This window comes from Mycobacterium ulcerans subsp. shinshuense (assembly GCF_002355775.1).
In the GTDB taxonomy this organism is placed as follows: Bacteria; Actinomycetota; Actinomycetes; order Mycobacteriales; family Mycobacteriaceae; genus Mycobacterium; species Mycobacterium marinum.
This window is the reverse complement of the sequence record NZ_AP017624.1, coordinates 1,034,196-1,049,805: the sequence shown is the minus strand read 5'-3', so window position 1 is coordinate 1,049,805 and position 15,610 is coordinate 1,034,196. Positions and strand designations below refer to the sequence as shown.

The 15,610-nt window shown below is 63.5% G+C and carries 16 protein-coding genes, 1 tRNA gene and 1 pseudogene; 12 read left to right on the top strand and 6 right to left on the bottom strand.

Annotated elements, in window-relative coordinates:
* Window positions 1-58 precede the first annotated feature (58 nt).
* From SHTP_RS28485 to SHTP_RS05010, 3 genes are read right to left on the bottom strand one after another with little or no spacing between them, the layout of a single operon-like run.
* The gene (locus SHTP_RS28485; protein ID WP_231991285.1) at window positions 59-376 is read right to left on the bottom strand and encodes a GNAT family N-acetyltransferase; all 318 of its coding nucleotides are present in this window, start codon (window positions 374-376) and stop codon (window positions 59-61) included.
* 7 nt (window positions 377-383) lie between these two features.
* Window positions 384-1,082 carry an iron-containing redox enzyme family protein gene (locus tag SHTP_RS05015; RefSeq protein ID WP_086085663.1) on the bottom strand — a complete coding sequence of 233 codons (699 nt, stop codon included), beginning with the start codon at window positions 1,080-1,082 and terminating at the stop codon, window positions 384-386.
* A gap of 48 nt (window positions 1,083-1,130) precedes the next feature.
* The gene (locus tag SHTP_RS05010; protein WP_231991284.1) at window positions 1,131-2,234 is read right to left on the bottom strand and encodes a DUF3419 family protein; all 1,104 of its coding nucleotides are present in this window, start codon (window positions 2,232-2,234) and stop codon (window positions 1,131-1,133) included.
* Between the two features lie 493 nt (window positions 2,235-2,727).
* Here SHTP_RS05010 and SHTP_RS05005 point away from each other — a divergent pair, with 493 nt between their 5' ends.
* The 3 genes and pseudogenes from SHTP_RS05005 to SHTP_RS04995 form a co-directional block, all read left to right on the top strand.
* On the top strand, window positions 2,728-3,930 hold the full coding sequence (locus SHTP_RS05005; RefSeq protein WP_420872937.1) for an ISAs1-like element IS2404/ISMul1 family transposase: 1,203 nt from the start codon (window positions 2,728-2,730) through the stop codon (window positions 3,928-3,930).
* A gap of 100 nt (window positions 3,931-4,030) precedes the next feature.
* Window positions 4,031-4,438, top strand: a complete 408-nt coding sequence (locus SHTP_RS28480; protein WP_231395655.1) for a hypothetical protein — start codon at window positions 4,031-4,033, stop codon at window positions 4,436-4,438.
* A 249-nt stretch (window positions 4,439-4,687) separates the two neighbouring features.
* Window positions 4,688-4,918: pseudogene (locus SHTP_RS04995) on the top strand (IS1380 family transposase); the annotation flags it as partial.
* Window positions 4,919-5,092: 174 nt separating this feature from the next.
* On the opposite strand, the gene SHTP_RS28475 reads toward SHTP_RS04995, so the two are convergent.
* A complete protein-coding gene (locus tag SHTP_RS28475; protein ID WP_015356953.1) occupies window positions 5,093-5,473 on the bottom strand; it encodes a hypothetical protein in 381 nt (126 codons plus the stop codon).
* 84 nt (window positions 5,474-5,557) lie between these two features.
* Between SHTP_RS28475 and SHTP_RS04985 the strand changes: the two genes are divergently transcribed.
* Both SHTP_RS04985 and SHTP_RS04980 read left to right on the top strand, forming a co-directional pair.
* Window positions 5,558-6,196 carry a hypothetical protein gene (locus SHTP_RS04985; RefSeq protein WP_096369956.1) on the top strand — a complete coding sequence of 213 codons (639 nt, stop codon included), beginning with the start codon at window positions 5,558-5,560 and terminating at the stop codon, window positions 6,194-6,196.
* A gap of 165 nt (window positions 6,197-6,361) precedes the next feature.
* A complete protein-coding gene (locus tag SHTP_RS04980) occupies window positions 6,362-7,066 on the top strand; it encodes a hypothetical protein (protein ID WP_096369955.1) in 705 nt (234 codons plus the stop codon).
* A 138-nt stretch (window positions 7,067-7,204) separates the two neighbouring features.
* On the opposite strand, the gene SHTP_RS04975 is transcribed toward SHTP_RS04980, so the two are convergent.
* Entirely contained in the window at window positions 7,205-8,737 is a 1,533-nt protein-coding gene (locus SHTP_RS04975) for an adenylate/guanylate cyclase domain-containing protein (protein ID WP_096369954.1), read from the bottom strand.
* A 160-nt stretch (window positions 8,738-8,897) separates the two neighbouring features.
* Window positions 8,898-8,971 (bottom strand) — tRNA-Leu (locus SHTP_RS04970).
* Window positions 8,972-9,328: 357 nt separating this feature from the next.
* Here SHTP_RS04970 and SHTP_RS04965 point away from each other — a divergent pair.
* The 7 genes from SHTP_RS04965 to SHTP_RS04935 all read left to right on the top strand — a co-directional run bounded on the left by SHTP_RS04965 (window position 9,329) and on the right by SHTP_RS04935 (window position 15,526).
* Complete coding sequence (locus tag SHTP_RS04965; RefSeq protein WP_096369953.1) at window positions 9,329-10,153, top strand: PPE family protein, SVP subgroup; 825 nt, start codon at window positions 9,329-9,331, stop codon at window positions 10,151-10,153.
* A gap of 69 nt (window positions 10,154-10,222) precedes the next feature.
* The gene (locus SHTP_RS04960) at window positions 10,223-11,395 is read left to right on the top strand and encodes a PPE family protein (RefSeq protein ID WP_020726391.1); all 1,173 of its coding nucleotides are present in this window, start codon (window positions 10,223-10,225) and stop codon (window positions 11,393-11,395) included.
* Between the two features lie 147 nt (window positions 11,396-11,542).
* On the top strand, window positions 11,543-11,839 hold the full coding sequence (esxM, locus tag SHTP_RS04955; protein WP_011742160.1) for a type VII secretion system effector EsxM: 297 nt from the start codon (window positions 11,543-11,545) through the stop codon (window positions 11,837-11,839).
* A 38-nt stretch (window positions 11,840-11,877) separates the two neighbouring features.
* A complete protein-coding gene (locus tag SHTP_RS04950; protein ID WP_011740938.1) occupies window positions 11,878-12,162 on the top strand; it encodes a WXG100 family type VII secretion target in 285 nt (94 codons plus the stop codon).
* A 269-nt stretch (window positions 12,163-12,431) separates the two neighbouring features.
* Window positions 12,432-13,196 (top strand): response regulator transcription factor, encoded by a 765-nt coding sequence (locus SHTP_RS04945; RefSeq protein ID WP_420866647.1) that lies wholly within the window; start codon window positions 12,432-12,434, stop codon window positions 13,194-13,196.
* Between the two features lie 7 nt (window positions 13,197-13,203).
* The gene (locus tag SHTP_RS04940; protein ID WP_036426315.1) at window positions 13,204-14,748 is read left to right on the top strand and encodes a sensor histidine kinase; all 1,545 of its coding nucleotides are present in this window, start codon (window positions 13,204-13,206) and stop codon (window positions 14,746-14,748) included.
* Window positions 14,749-14,827: 79 nt separating this feature from the next.
* On the top strand, window positions 14,828-15,526 hold the full coding sequence (locus SHTP_RS04935) for an aspartate/glutamate racemase family protein (RefSeq protein WP_041299584.1): 699 nt from the start codon (window positions 14,828-14,830) through the stop codon (window positions 15,524-15,526).
* Window positions 15,527-15,610 lie beyond the last annotated feature (84 nt).

The window sequence follows — 15,610 nt, the reverse complement described above, 5'->3', positions numbered from 1 at the left end:
CCTCTGCTCTCGGCGTGGCTATGCTTTCTTGCTTCTTTCAGAAAGGCGATGCCAAGCCTCAAATGGTCCGTCCGCCCTGCTCGGCCGGCAGGATCTTCAAGTCCCCGATGTAGGCGCTGTGCTGCTCGCGCCCCTCGGGGGTCCGCAGTGGTCGCACTGCAGCCGCCACTGTGCCCATCACCTGGCCGTCGCGCTCGGCCACGAACACCCTGGCCACCTCGCCCATCGCCCGGTAGAACCGCATGTAGTCGGCGCCATGGGAGATGCGGAAGCTACGGCCGGGCCCCAGCGGGTAGGTGAACTGCTGCTCGAAAGTCTCCAAGGCTCGCGCCAGGCCGGAAGGCGGCGGGCCCTGAAGCATGTGGACGGTTGTCACTCCTGGCTCAGCCGCCGAGCTGATACAGGTCGGTGTACAGGCGGTTAAACACGTATCCGCCGAGTCGCAGGCCGCGGTCTACCGCACAGCTGGTGCGCGAGTCGTCGCAGGTGTCCTCGACGAGGACGAAGAAGTCCTCAGCGTGTTGCTCGTCGATCTCGGCATGCAACGCGTAGTGCACCAGATCGTCTTGGGCGACCCAACCCCGCTCCACCACCGCGGAACCGATCGTTGCCGAGATGCCGGCGAAAGCATGCTCGATGATGCCCAGACAACTGATCCCCACCGCCATGTCCTCCATCGTGCAGACGGAGGTCAGAACGCTGTTGAAGGCATCCACCTGGGGGGCTGGCGCCAGGGCGTCCAGTCGCTCGGCATCGCTGCCGATGCTGGCTAGGAACTGCCGGAAGGTCGCGTGGTGGAAGAAATGAGGTTTGAAGTCGCCATGCTCCTCGACGATGTTGCTCAAGATGCCGAGCCGCTGGCCGGGTAGATCCATCCGGGAAATCAGTGAGGCCATCGGCCGGGCGAAGTAGGTGACGGCGAAGCCGAACTGCTCCTGGCTGGCGCGGAAGCGCTCCAGCGGCATGCTGCCGTCGGTTAGTGTGGTGAGGTACGGGTTAGCCATGATCCCGATGCCGTCAAGAATCTGCTCGGCCCTTTTCGTGACACGCGCGGCCTTGGTGAGGCATACGGTAGTAGACATCGTGCTCCAATCGGGGTGGTGGATGAAGAGAAGTTGATTCGGTAGCGATCAGGGCTTGACACCGACGTGCAAGGCTCGATAGAAGAAGCTGCGGTCCCGGCTATGTAGTTCGTCCGCAGCCGGATCCCATCGGAAATCCGGGCCGCAGCCGCGCACATCCAACGTTGAGTTCAGCTGGCGCACAACGACAATGCCGCCCGGCCGCAGGGCGTGGTAAGCACGCGCCAGCGTGATAAGAGCCTCCTCGGGAGTGAGCCAATCAAGGATGTTCGACAGGTGAACGATGTCGAACCCGCCGCGCGGCAGGACTCCGAGGGCCGCGTCCATTGTGTTTTGCGTGAATGTGATCTCCGGTAAGTCGACTACTGGCGCCTTGTGGGCAAGCCAAGGCACCGTGACGCCGGGGTATCGCCCGGCCAATAGTTGCCACAGGTAGGGATTGTCGGCCGCGGGTTGGGTCGCGAGCACGTGTCGGGTCCGGCGGGCGAAGTGCCGGGCGAACGGTTCGACACGGTTGGCCGTCGCCCCGTCACCGAACAAATTCACCAGGATGTCCAGGTCGAAGGCCGCATCGAAGGCGCGATCCAACGCCGCACCGAGAGCCGTGCCACGAGCAACCCTTCGCGACTGCTCTGCCGGATTCCGCAGTCCTAGAACACCATTCAATTCGTATTGCCAGTCCGCAAGCTCATGACGCAACGCGGCGAACAGCCACTCGTAGCGACCGCAGAAATCCGGGCCCCAGGTAGCAACCTCCGGTACCGGGCCCACTGCGTCCGGTGCGATGTTCAATGCCGCAAAGACCGGCTCCAATGCGGCGTGACGTTCCGACGCAGGCATCCACTCGTGTCCCAGCAAACACATCCGCTCTGGGCTACCGACCGTCTCCAGCAGGTGCAACTTGAGCCGCGTCAACGCCAGTTGCGCCGGATTGGCGTCGATCAGATGCAGCAAACCCACACCCGCAGTCGCCGCCAAGGCAGCGGCGGTACACCCACCGGAGGCCATCAACGCGACGCGCAACGGCCTACCCCGCGTCCGGTATTGCCGCGACGCAAGCCACACGTCCTGCAACGCGTCCTCACGGACCTGAGCAAATCCCACCGACAAATGGTGCGCCTGCGCCAACAATTCCAGCCGCTGCGCCGCCACCTCAGAAATGATGAATTCTTCAATCTCAGAAATAATTGATTCCTCAACCTCAATTCTTGCTAGCACGTAACACCCATGTCGGCTCCAAACCACCTCGACTCCGAGGGGGGAGTTCGAACATATCGTCTACCACAAGGGGTTTGAGCTGTGCAAATTTAGAATCATAAAGAAATTTTAACGGTCAATAACCCATATCTATGATTGCATGCTGCGTCGTTGTAGGGGTGCTATCCGCACGTCCGCTGTCCCGTCACGAAGATCTTTTGTCCCCCGATTAGGCGACAAGAGATGTCCCCTAGCCATCGGAACCCTTAGATTTCCCATTGCCATAAGTTGACGCGGATGCTTCCCAGGGCTCCGGCGTTGTTGATTAGCAGGCTTGTGAGCTGGGTTGATGATCTTTGGTGCCGCGCTATTGGGGCCGGAGTGTAGGCACGGGCTATCTGGAGAACGATCGAGTTGGTTACTGTTCGTCGTTGGTCTGGAGTTGCCCGTGCCTACCGTTTCAGTATTGCCTGTGTCGTCGGTTCCAGAGGTGTTCGACCGCTGGAGTCCTGGTGGGCGCAGCGAGCTCATCGGATCGGAGTTTCTCGATGTGTTGGCCTCGGTGCCAGACCCGAGGGACCCACGCGGTCGGAGGTATTCGCTGATGGCTTTGTTGGCGATCGCGGTTCTGGCCACTGCCGCGGGGATGCGCGGCTATGCTGGTTTTGCCACATGGGCGGCCACCGCTCCCGATGATGTGTTGGCCCAATTAGGGGTCCGGTTCCGGCGGCCCAGTGAGAAGACCTTCCGCGCTGTTTTGTCTCGGCTAGACCCCGCCGACCTCAACGCCAGGATGGGCAGTTACTTCACTGCACACGTGGCCAGCAGCGACCCCAGCGGATTGGTGCCGATCGCGTTGGACGGCAAGATGCTGCGTGGTGCTTTACGCGCCAAAGCGACAGCCACGCATCTCGTGTCGGTGTTCGCCCACCGTGCCCGATTGGTGCTCGGTCAACTCGCTGTCGCCGAGAAAAGCAATGAAATTCCCTGCGTACGTGCCCTGCTCACGCTGCTGCCGGGTAGCTTGCGGTGGCTGGTCACCGTGGATGCGATGCATACCCAGGTCGTCACCGCGAAGTTGATCTGCGCCACCTTGAAGTCGCACTACCTGATGATCGTCAAGTCCAACCAAGCCAAAATACTTGCGCGTATCACCGCGCCGCCCTGGGCCGAGGTGCCCGCAGCCGCTACCGACGACTCCCGCGGCCACGGCCGTGTCGAGACCCGCACCCTGCAAATCATCACCGCTGCACGAGGAATCGGCTTCCCCTACGCAAAACAAATCATCCGGATCACTCGTGAACGCTTGATCACCGCCACCGACCAGCGCAGCGTGGAGGTGGTCTATGCCATCTGCAGCCTGCCGTTCGAGCACGCCCGCCCTACCGCGATCATGACCTGGATGCGTCAACACTGGGGAATCGAGAACAGCCTGCACTGGATACGCGACGTCACCTTCGACGAAGACCGTCAAAGGGCACATACCGGAAACGGCGCACAGGTCCTAGCAACGCTACGCAACACTGCGATCAATCTGCACCGCCTCAACGGCGCCGACAACATCGCCGAAGCCTGCCGGATCACCGCTTTGACCGCCAACCGCCGCCTAGACCTCCTCAATCCACAATTCCCCAGCTCACAAGCCTGCTAATCAACAACGCCGGAGCCCTGGGATACTTCCGATGAGACCAATACGCAACAGCGCCGACTTTCGGTGGCTACGGACCAATGCACGGCCAGCATTGCTCGCAATGTGGGCGGCCATGAGCTACGGATGTTGGGCTGCCGTCACGCACTATCGCTCCGGCGTGATCGTCGCCCTGCACGCCGGCTTGACCCAAGCGGCACTCAGCCTGTCTGCGACTCTCGTGCTGGCACTGACGCTCGAACGATTATTCCGCTGGCCAGCAAACCCCCGACGGGGCTTTTGGATGGCCGCGGTGGTGAATTCCATGCTCACGGCATCCTGGCTGGTCATCGGCCACCTGATAGCGGGCACATCGAATATCCTGGTGACAATCGCACCGAGTCTTATCATTGGCATCGCAAGCAACTTCGCCTATAGCCGCATACTGTTCGTCGAGGCCAGGCGCAACGGTACTAGTCGCCCGCGTGGGGATGACCCCGCTTCGAAGAACTGTGTCGAAGTATCGACCTAACCGAATGTTTCGTCATACCAACGTATTAGGAGTGTCAGCAACTAGCCCCAATTTCGGTTTCATTGCCGATGTTGCCAATGCTTCAATGGGGCCCAGCCGGGGGCCGAAATGAGATCGGACATGGCCAATACGGCTCTTCAGGCACTAGCCTCGATTCTTCGCGGGATGCCGATGCATCTGGGTGTTGAAGCGCGAAAGTGCCTGTCCTGTAGAGAATGATTGGACTTCTCTACGGTTCAACCATCTCGACTGGAAGGCGCCTCGCGGGCGAAAGTATCGGCGGACGGCCATGGTGTGGTGCCGCATTCCGGGATGGGGCTGTTGCGCGAGCTCGCCGATCAGACCGGGTTGTCTGAGCAGGTCACCGCGGCATTGGCCGACACCTACAAGGGGCCGTGAGTGTATGCCCCGGGTGCGGTGTTCACCGAACTGGCCGCGGCGGTAGCCGACGGAGCGGACTGCCCACCGGCCCCGGGAAAGCCCGCCCAACCCGGGCGCCACGGGGCAGTCAAACACACCCCAAACCCAAAATCGCTATCACTGAGCGATTTTCATGATCCAACACCACCGAACCCCGCCGGCACGAAGAATCGAGGCTAGTACGTATTCCCCAAACTGCCTGACGCAGACTCTTGGCCCGCCAGTTCACGGGCTTTATTCGCACCCAATTCCATTGCCGTCTCGATCAAGGCCGTAGATGTCGCGTCCGATGACAATTACCGGGCCCTCCACATAGGCCGGACCATTTCCGCTACCGCCAGCGCAGTCGACATCACTGGCGATCGGGACGCAGGCACCGGAGTAGTTCGGGTCACACGATGAGCTTGGTTGTCGCGGGATCGGCGCAACGCCCGGTTCGGCGTTTACTGCTGGCGCGAAGAGAAGCCCCATTACACACGTAATTGCCAGCACCCGAAACTGAACCACGCCCGCGTTAGACAACACTTCGCACACCGCCAGCCACTCCAAGCACGGCACCAAATCGCGCGTCAGGTAGACATCGCGTAGTAAAAAGATGTACTCCTCAAGTGGCACGTTCGGTAGGAATCTCCGATATTTCCGCTAGGCCGTTCGCGATTTCACCGCTCCTGTCCCGCACCATTCGATTCGGTAAAAGGAATGCGCGGTGTCGTCATCGTCGAAAGAGGGTGCTTGGCGCTGCCCGCCTCGGGTATCGCCCCCGCGGATCGACGGGCATCGGGCCGGGCTGTTTCGGCGCAGACCACCGTCGGCCGTTGTGTCACGATGAGCAACATGGCCGAAGGTGCTTCCGCGAGGGCGAAAAGCGGCGAGGACGCCGCCGAACTGCGCAAGGAGAGCTACACGATGGCCCTGTATGTGGCCGTCTGCCTGCTTGCCGCGCTGTTGGCGCTGCCCGAGGCCGCCCGCCACCACCTGATCGGTCTCATCTGGGGCATCACCATCGGGCTGGCTGCCGCCCACTTCTTCGCCTTCAAAATCTCGGCGCGCCTCATCGGGGCCGGCAAAGTCCAGGCTCGCGACATCGAGGCGGCCGGCGCACAATTGGTCGGCGCCGCCGTGGTCGCCGCCCTGGCGTCGGTCACCATCCTCGTGTTGCCAGCTCATCTGGAGTACCACGCCGCCGAGTTCGGCCTGTCCGGGTTAATCGCGGTCAGCGGCTACGCGGTAGCGCGCCGCGGCGGCGCGGGCCGCCTCCGGGCAACCGTCTACGGACTGGTGGTGCTCATTCTCGCGACCGCCATCGCGGTGGTGAAGAACGTTCTGGCCGGACACTGAAAGCGCGAACCCACCCCTGCCCGACTTGGCGTCGCGTTCACACTGCGACAGCCTGCCGTAGCTTCGCGCTGGTGGTGTTCGCTCAACAGGACGGGGCTGGAAGAAGATCTGGACGGGCCGGATCACCTCCCCCGAATCACAGACCACTCAGGCCACAATGGCCCCATGGCCCAACCCTCCGAGACCCCGCCACCCGCTGACGAAGCGCGCCCCGAGTCGGTGCCCGCGGCCGATGCGCCAGCGGCAACACCGGCGACATCGCGCCCGAAACAACAGTGGGGCCACACCCTGGCCCAGCAGGCGGCGACGGTGTCGGCCAAGCTCAGCCCAGTCGTGCGCCGAGCCGGAGATCGGGTGGCCGCAGCATCTCCCACCACGCTGCTGCTCACGCTGCTCTCGGTGTTGTTGGCATCGAGCATCGTCGCCGCGCTGACCTTCAAGGGCTCGCTCGGCGTGGCGTCCATAGTGGTGTTCATCCCGATGCTGTCGGCCGCGATCGGCGCCACCACCATGCGGTTCCTGGCCGATCGTCGCAAGTCCCAGGCGCAGCGCGAAAATGCCCGCGAGGAGACGAGAGCGCTGCACCAGATCGAGTACACGCTGGATTACGTCGACGCCAAGCTCACCACCGCGTTGACACAGTTCGGCACGGACCGACACAACGAGGCCGTCATCGGAATGTTTCAGGCCAAGGCCGCCACGGAGCTCTACCTCGGACAGGCCCCCCGGTCCGAGCGGCGCTCATCGCCCGAAGCCGCGCCGGAGCAAATCGATCTGGTGAGCCAGTACGGGCTGGACGAACTACTCACCCCCCGCGGCATCGGCAGTCAGTCGGCCCCGGCGGCAACATCAAACCGCTCCTGCGCGTAAGCGTTGGTGCGATTGTGCGAGTTACGGAGACTTGTGCACACATCCGCTTTCCGTATCGACGTGGCCGATAATACGTTCTGTAGTAACGGAATTGGCGGACCTCGATGGTGAGGCGACAGACCCTGATATGCCCGCTGCTTAGTGGGTGAGGTCAGCCCGCATGTCGCTCTCTTGGTGAAGGCCGAACACCTGGATGGCGGCCGATTTTCCTTTCAGCACATGCAGTCCACGGTCGATGAGTCCAGCGGGGCGTGACCCCTGCGCATCGACGCACTGCTGGGTGAGAAGGATCGCGTCACCGGTGGCCTTGGTCAGTTGCTCGACCCGAGCTGCGACGTTGACGGTGTCACCGATGAGGGTGAACTCGAGTTTGCCGCCGCCGCCGATGGTTCCGGCGATCACAACCCCGGTATTGATTCCGATGCCGATGCGAAACTCCTCGCCGAATCGCTCAACGACACGGCGGTGAATCAGAACAGCGGCGGCGACAGCGGCATCGGCGTGGTCCGCAAGGTCGTTGGGGGCGCCAAAGACGGCCACCGCCCCGTCACCGAGGAACTTGTTGACGTGCCCCCCAGCGTCCACGACGTTGGGGGGCACGATCTCGAACAACTCGTTGAGGCGCGAGACGGTGTCCTCGGCGGTGTGGGCTTCGGCGAACAGGGTGAAGTCACGCACATCGACGAACATCACGGTGACCTGGCGGCGCTCACCGGTGAAGACATCGTCGCCTTGCTCCAGTAGCCGCGCCGCCAGACCGGGATCGACATACGTCCCGAATGCTGCCTGAAGTCGTTGCCGCTCAACCAAACCGGCCTGCATGTGGTTGAACGACGCGGCCAGCGCGCCGAGGTCATCGTCTTGAACCACCGGGAGGCGCCGGCTGTAGTCACCGGCCCCGACACGTTCGGTCCCGGCGGCAAGATCCCTAATCGGCTGCATCGACGGCGAGAACGACGGAGCAACGATGACCGGCACTCCAAAGACAACCGCCATACCGGCACCGATCACCAGAGAAACGAGCGGCACCGTATGCGCCTGGCTGATCAGACCCGCCAACATGGCGCCCACAATGGCGAAATTGAACGCGACTCCAAACACGGACAGGTTCGACCACGCCGCGAAAGTGGGGCGAGAACGAGGCAGCGAGTCGCCGATCGCCGTATCCCCGATGATCGCCACCCGGACGGGGCGCAGCGCCGCCTCAACGAAACTGTGAATAGCGATCAGCTGGATTCCAATCCCGGTGGCGGCGCCCACGATCCCGTACTGAACCAGCCGCCACCCACTTGCTCCGGCGACGGCGCCGACAGCGACCAGGTTGAATGCTCCCAAGACAACATTGCTGCCCAGCCCCCGGACCACCGCACCCCGGCCGTACACATAGGTCGCTTCCAATGCGCTGAGCCGATCGACGTCATGATCGGCGGCCCACTTCTCTGGGAGGCGGCGCCGCACGACGCTGGGAAGAAAGATCACCCACAATCCGAGCGATACGACGGCAACGGTGACCACCGCCGCCTCAATGTAGTGACCCGAGTTCTCGAAGGCGACGACCCAAAAAGACAGCAAAAGATAAACCGGCAGCGCCACGGCGAACGTGACTACACAAATCGCCCACGAATATCTTGCCCCGCACCGATCCCAGGCCCACTGCCAAACGCGTTCCATAGCGGGACAGTAGACGCAACGCCCACCGACCTGCGGATATTTGCCCGATCGGAGCCATCGCTAGCGGGTAAGGGCAGGCAGCGTTGCGCCTAGGCGAGCCGCAATCCTGATCAACGCAGTGTCAATCGCAAAAATGGCCGCCACTGGCCATACGGGCCTGTGCCCCCAGTCGGACTCGAACCGACACTTGACGGATTTTAAGTCCGCTGCCTCTGCCAATTGGGCTATGGGGGCCCGCCGGCGAATCTATCGCGTACCCGCCGGGCTCGAGACGCCCCCCCTGTGGAAATCGCCCCCAACACCGACGTGCGTCCCAGCCGTGATGCGCGTAACATCCGCGCGCCGCGCGCCAGACTACTGTGTCGCCCGTCTGAGGCCAGATGACACGACTATGTCGGCCGACAAGAGCTTGTAAAAACTGTCGGCGCCTTCGTTAAAAAGCCGTAAACGAGCTATCACCCTACGTCATTCAATCGCGAATGTGGACACGTGGGTGGCTAGCGTTACGCCAACACACAGGGGCCCTTATGCCTACCCACAGATTCAGTTCGGGTGGCCAGGGGCGGGGAGCTCATAAGCAAGGAGCATTGGATGTCATTCCTTAAAACAGTGCCTGAAGAGTTGACGGCCGCGGCCGCGCAGCTGGGGACCATCGGTAGCTCTATGTCGGCGCAAAATGCCGCCGCGGCAGCTCCGACCACCGTAATCGCTCCGGCCGCCCTCGATGAAGTATCGGCACTGCAGGCCGCACTCTTCACCGCGTATGGCACCTACTACCAGCAGGTCAGCGCGGATGCACAGGCCATGCACGACATGTTCGTGAACACCCTGGGGGCCAGCGCCGGGACGTACGGCGCAACCGAAAACCTCAACTCCGCAGCGGCCGCTTCACCTCTGGACGGCATTACCTCGGGAATCAGCGGCTTCATCCAAAACACCGGCTCGATAATTCCCGACTCCTGGTCGAGCAACATCGGCAACCTCACCAACATCGGCGTTGGGAACTGGGCCTCGGCCTCATCCACTCTGATCGGTCTGGCGGGTGGCGGTCTGCTTCCCGCCGAGGAAGCCGCCGAAGCCGACGTCAGCCTGGGAGCAGAAGCCGGGCTGGGTGCGCTCAGTGAGCTCGGAGGAGCCGAGGCCGCCCTGGGTGCGCCCATCGCCGCTGGCATTGGCGGGGCATCCGCGGTCGGCATGCTCTCGGTGCCCCCGACCTGGGCCGGATCGGCCACCTTGGTATCGAGCACGACCCCGCTGGCCGGCGCCGGCTGGACAGCCGCCGCGCCGACGGCCGCCCCGGGAACGTTCATGGGCGTGCCGGCCGGGTTGGGTTCGGCCGCACGCAACAGCGCCGGATTTGGTGCGCCACGCTACGGCGTCAAGCCAATCGTCATCCCAAAGCCGGCCGCGGTCTAGGCGCCATTGGGCAACACGTCTCCCACATCGATAAAACGCCACAACTTTCACTAAAAGAGGGATACAGCAATGGATTTTGGCGCCTTACCTCCTGAAATCAACTCCGCACGCATGTACGCCGGTGCCGGGGCAGGCCCCATGATGGCCGCCTCCGCCGCATGGAATGGCCTAGCCGTCGAGTTGGGCACAACGGCCGCCTCCTACGAATCGGTGATCACCCGATTGACCACCGAGTCTTGGATGGGCCCGGCGTCGATGGCGATGATCGCCGCCGCTCAGCCGTATCTGGCGTGGTTGACCTACACCTCGGAAGCGGCGATGCACGCCGGGGCGCAAGCCGCGGCATCGGCGGCCGCCTACGAGGCAGCGTTCGCGATGACGGTGCCGCCGCCGGTGGTCGCCGCCAACCGATCGCTGCTGGCGGCACTGGTTGCGACGAACTTCCTGGGCATCAACACCCCGGCGATCATGGCAACCGAGGCGCTCTACGCCGAGATGTGGGCGCAGGACGCCGGGGCGATGTACGGCTACGCGGCCGCTTCCTCGACCTCGGGATCCCTGCAGCCGCTGAGTACACCGCAGCAGACCACCAACCCGGGCGGGCTCGCCGCACAGTCGGCGGCGGTTAGTCAGGCCGCCGCATCCGCCGCGGCAACCGACGGCATCACCAGCCTGCTGAGCAACCTACCCAACACCATCATGGGACTCGCTTCGCCGATAACGTCGGCTATCGACGCGACGGGACTGGGCGGAATCATTCAGGACATCGAGGACTTCCTTGGCATTCCGTTTGTCGCCAACGTCATTAACGGTGCGGTTAACACCGCGGCTTGGTACACCACGGCCACTATTCCCACCGCGATTTTCCTGGCAAACGCTCTCGATACCGGTGCACCGGTAATTGCTGCCGAAGGCGCCATCGAGGCTGCCGAAGGTGCGGCTGCCGCCACCGCAGGGCTGGCGAACACGGTGACGCCCACCGGCGTTGGCGCGGCTTTGGGCGAGGCGACCCTGGTCGGCAAGCTGGCCGTACCCACCAGCTGGTCGAGTGCCCTTCCGGAGACAGCTGCGACCACCGGTGCGCTGGGCGGAAGCGGCTGGACGGTTCCCGAGGAAGCTGCCCCGGTTTCCGGAGTGGCCGGGGTGCCGGGCATGGCCGCAGCCGCCAAGGGCGCCGGTGCGTATGCGGGACCGCGTTACGGCTTCAAGCCGATCGTCATGCCCAAACAGGTCGTCGTGTGACGCCGGAAAAAAGGGGGAACATGTCACTCGTTTGAGGCCAGCAATTAACCGGCGGGTCGTAATCTATCCGCGATTCGGCTACCACCGAAACTGTCCAGGTGCTAGAAATCATACAAATGCGGACTTCAACATAAGGAGACAGGAATCATGGCCACACGCTTTATGACCGACCCGCACGCGATGCGGGACATGGCGGGCCGTTTCGAAATGCACGCCCAGACGGTTGAGGACGAGGCCCGCAAGATGTGGGCGTCCTCGCAGAACATCGCCGGCGCGGGCTGGAGCGGTATGGCTTCGGCAACCTCGCTGGACACCATGGGCCAGATGAACACCGCTTTCCGCAACATCGTCAACATGCTGCACGGGGTGCGCGACGGGCTCGTTCGCGACGCGAACAACTACGAGCAGCAAGAGCAGGCCTCCCAGCAGATCCTCAGCAGCTAGTACCGGCCCGACACTTTCGACTCAGGAGGACAAAACCAATGACCATCAATTACCAGTTCGGCGATGTCGACGCCCACGGCGCGCTCATCCGCGCGCAGGCCGCCTCCTTGGAGGCCGAGCACCAGGCCATCGTTCGCGATGTGCTGGCCGCCGGTGACTTCTGGGGTGGCGCCGGTTCGGTGGCTTGCCAGGAGTTCATCACCCAGTTGGGTCGCAACTTCCAGGTGATCTACGAGCAGGCCAACTCGCACGGCCAGAAGGTTCAGGCCGCCGGCAACAACATGGCGCAGACCGACAGCGCCGTCGGCTCCAGCTGGGCCTGATACAAGAGCAGGACAACAGTGGCCGCGCACCGCAAGGTGCGCGGCCACTGCGCTTTGCGCCGGTCCGTGCTGTGCACCAATAGCGGGGCAGCGACCTCTGCCCCCTAATCGCTTGCGGACCAAAACAACTCAATCGTGCGCGGTCAGACCACAGCACCCAGCAACAAGCGGTCATAGCCGGGGCCGCACTTCACGGTTACATTTGAGGTTGATATGAGGTCCCTGACGACTGCATATGCGCCGGGAGGTGTGTAGGACCATTGAAAGCAATGACCGGATCCACGCGCACTCAACGTCCACGGCAGGCGATTTTGGGGCAGCTGCCCCGAATTCACCGTGCCGACGGATCACCCATTCGGGTGCTCCTTGTCGACGACGAACCTGCGCTGACCAATCTGGTCAAAATGGCCCTGCACTACGAAGGCTGGGACGTCGAGATCGCCCACAACGGGCGCGAGGCCATATCCAAGTTCGACAAGATCAGTCCTGACGTGTTGGTCCTCGACATCATGCTGCCCGACGTCGACGGCCTGCAGATCCTGCAGCGGGTGCGCGACTCCGACGCATACACACCCACGCTGTTCCTCACGGCACGCGATTCGGTGATGGACCGTGTCACCGGACTGACGGCCGGCGCCGACGACTACATGACCAAGCCGTTCAGCCTCGAAGAGCTGGTGGCGCGGCTGCGCGGACTGTTGCGCCGCTCCAGTCATCTGGCGCCGCCCGCCGACGAGTCCCTGAAGGTTGGTGACCTCAAGCTCGACGCAGCCAGCCGGGAAGTCACTCGCGGCGGCACCCCGATCTCGCTTTCCTCGACCGAGTTCGAGCTACTTCGATTCCTGATGCGCAACCCGCGCCGCGCGCTGAGCCGCACCGAGATCCTCGACCGGGTCTGGAACTACGACTTCGCCGGGCGCACCAGCATCGTCGACCTCTACATCTCGTACTTGAGAAAGAAAATCGACGGGGACCGAGAGCCGATGATTCACACGGTCCGCGGGATTGGATACATGCTACGACCAGCGGAATGAGCCCGAAATGACGGGCCACCGGAACACCCCTCGCTGGCTTCCTCGTTCGTTGCGCTGGCAGCTGCTGCTTGGCGTGCTGGCCGTGGTGACGATCGTGCTGGTCGCGGTGGGCGGGGTCTCGGTGCTCAGCCTACGCGGCTACGTGACCGCGATGAACGACGCCGAAGTCGTCGAGTCCATGCATGCGTTCAGCCACGCCTATGCCCGCTACCGCAACGGCGAACACACCTCGATCCACACCGGCACTCCCCCGGTGTCCCAAGCCCTGCTCGAGTTCACCGGCCAGACGCCCGGGAACCTCATCGCGGTGATGCGCGATGGTGTCGTCATCGGTTCGGCGGTCTTTTCCGAAGACGCGCCCCGCCCGGCACCACCGGATGTCATCCACGCCATCGAGACCCAACACTGGACCGACGAACCGTCACGTGTCGAAACGCTGGGCAGCCTGGGTTCCTATCAAGTCGACAGCCGCGCCGCCGGATCCGACCGCCTGATCGTCGGGGTTTCGCTGAGCATCGCGGACCGCATCATCACCCGAAAACAAATCACGACCAGCGTGCTTGTCGCGACCGCACTGGTGATCACGGCGGCCCTGACCGTGTGGGTGGTCGGTATTACCCTGCGCCCGCTGCGGCGGGTCGCCGCAACCGCCGCGACCGTCGCCGCGATGCCACTCGCCGGCGACGACCACCAGATCAGCGTGCGGGTTCGCCCCGAGGACACCGACCCCGACAACGAAGTCGGCATCGTGGGGCACACGCTGAACCGGTTGCTGGACAACGTCGACAGCGCGCTGCAACATCGGGTGGCTTCCGATCTGCGGATGCGGCAATTCATCACCGACGCCAGCCATGAGCTGCGCACCCCGCTTGCGGCCATTCAGGGGTATGCCGAACTCACCCGCCAGGACAGCTCGGACCTACCGCCGACTACCGAATACGCGCTCGCCCGCATCGAGTCAGAAGCGCGGCGGATGGCCTCCCTGGTTGACGAATTGTTGCTGCTGTCACGCCTGGGTGAAGGCGAGGACCTGGAGACCGAACACCTCGACTTGACCGACCTGGTGATGAACGCCGTGAACGACGCCGCCGTGGCAGCGCCCACCCACCGTTGGATCAAGGACCTGCCCGACGAACCGGTGTGGGTCAACGGTGACCACGCCCGTCTGCACCAGCTGGTCAGCAACCTGCTCACCAATGCCTGGGTGCACACGCCGCCCGGCGTCACGGTGAAGACCGGGATCACCAACTACCCCGACGACCCCAACGGTCCCTACACCGAGCTGACGGTCAGCAACGACGGCCCCGACATCGACCCCGAGGTCTTGCCTCATTTGTTCGAGCGATTTGTCCGTTCCAGCAAGTCGCGATCCAGCGCGCCGGGCCACGGATTGGGCCTGGCCATCGTCAATTCGATCGTGAAAGCTCATGACGGCTCGGTGACCGCCGAATCCGCCGCTGGCCAAACCGTATTCCGGATCAGGCTGCCGCTGATCGACGCGCCGCTCAATGCATCCGCCCCCGGCCGGCCGAGGCAGCCGAGCGACTACTGAACGCACAGCTAGGGCGGCTCGCCCCGATAGGTCCGGGATGCGCATCACCCCTATCCGGTGCCTTGGTGCAAGATTGGCTGTGCTCCGTATCTGGGTGATCAACCCGAACACCACCGAATCAATGACCACCGCGATCGGCCGCTGCGCGCGGGCGGTGGCCGGCCCCGGCACCGAAATCACGGCGGTGACCTCCCCGATTGGTCCGCCGTCGATTGAAAGTCACTACGACGAGGCCATGAGCGTCCCCGGCCTACTGCAGGCCATCGAGCAAGGTGAGCATTCGGGAGCTGACGGCTACGTGATCGCCTGCTTCGGCGACCCCGGCCTCGACGCCGCTCGGGAGCTGGCTCGGGGGCCTGTGATTGGGATCGCCGAAGCGGCCATGCATACCGCCAGCCATCTCGGCCGGGGATTCTCGGTGGTCACCACCCTGGCTCGCACCACGGGACGCGCCGCGGAGCTCGCCGAACGCTACGGCATGGACCGGTTCTGCCTGGGCGTCCACGCCTGCGAAATCCCGGTGCTCGACCTCGAGACGGACTCACGGGCGCGCGCGATCGTCACCGACGCGTGTCGCACCGCCATCAAGGTGGATCGCTCCGACAGCATCGTGCTGGGCTGCGCGGGAATGGCCGACATATGCCACTCGATCTCCGAGGAGATCGGCGTTCCCGTGGTGGACGGGGTCAGCGCCGCCACGGTGCTGGTGCAGTCACTCGTGACATTGGGTTTGCGTACGGCCAAGCACGGTGAATACGCAAGCCCGCCAAAGAAATAACCGGAGCCGACGTGGCTACCGCCTGCAGGCGTACGCCACTTCTGCCACAAGAGTCACCGCTTGAGGCAACACAATTTTTGCCCG

Bases quoted from the DNA above. Each gene is read 5' to 3' on its own strand.
- SHTP_RS04975 (WP_096369954.1), bottom strand. From the start codon at position 8,737: ATGGAACGCGTTTGGCAGTGGGCCTGGGATCGGTGCGGGGCAAGATAT.
- SHTP_RS28480 (WP_231395655.1), top strand. From the start codon at position 4,031: ATGTGGGCGGCCATGAGCTACGGATGTTGGGCTGCCGTCACGCACTAT.
- SHTP_RS04965 (WP_096369953.1), top strand. From the start codon at position 9,329: ATGTCATTCCTTAAAACAGTGCCTGAAGAGTTGACGGCCGCGGCCGCG.
- SHTP_RS04980 (WP_096369955.1), top strand. From the start codon at position 6,362: ATGGCCCAACCCTCCGAGACCCCGCCACCCGCTGACGAAGCGCGCCCC.
- SHTP_RS04945 (WP_420866647.1), top strand. From the start codon at position 12,432: ATGACCGGATCCACGCGCACTCAACGTCCACGGCAGGCGATTTTGGGG.
- esxM (WP_011742160.1), top strand. From the start codon at position 11,543: ATGGCCACACGCTTTATGACCGACCCGCACGCGATGCGGGACATGGCG.
- SHTP_RS04960 (WP_020726391.1), top strand. From the start codon at position 10,223: ATGGATTTTGGCGCCTTACCTCCTGAAATCAACTCCGCACGCATGTAC.
- SHTP_RS04985 (WP_096369956.1), top strand. From the start codon at position 5,558: ATGCGCGGTGTCGTCATCGTCGAAAGAGGGTGCTTGGCGCTGCCCGCC.
- SHTP_RS04940 (WP_036426315.1), top strand. From the start codon at position 13,204: ATGACGGGCCACCGGAACACCCCTCGCTGGCTTCCTCGTTCGTTGCGC.
- SHTP_RS05015 (WP_086085663.1), bottom strand. From the start codon at position 1,082: ATGTCTACTACCGTATGCCTCACCAAGGCCGCGCGTGTCACGAAAAGG.
- SHTP_RS04950 (WP_011740938.1), top strand. From the start codon at position 11,878: ATGACCATCAATTACCAGTTCGGCGATGTCGACGCCCACGGCGCGCTC.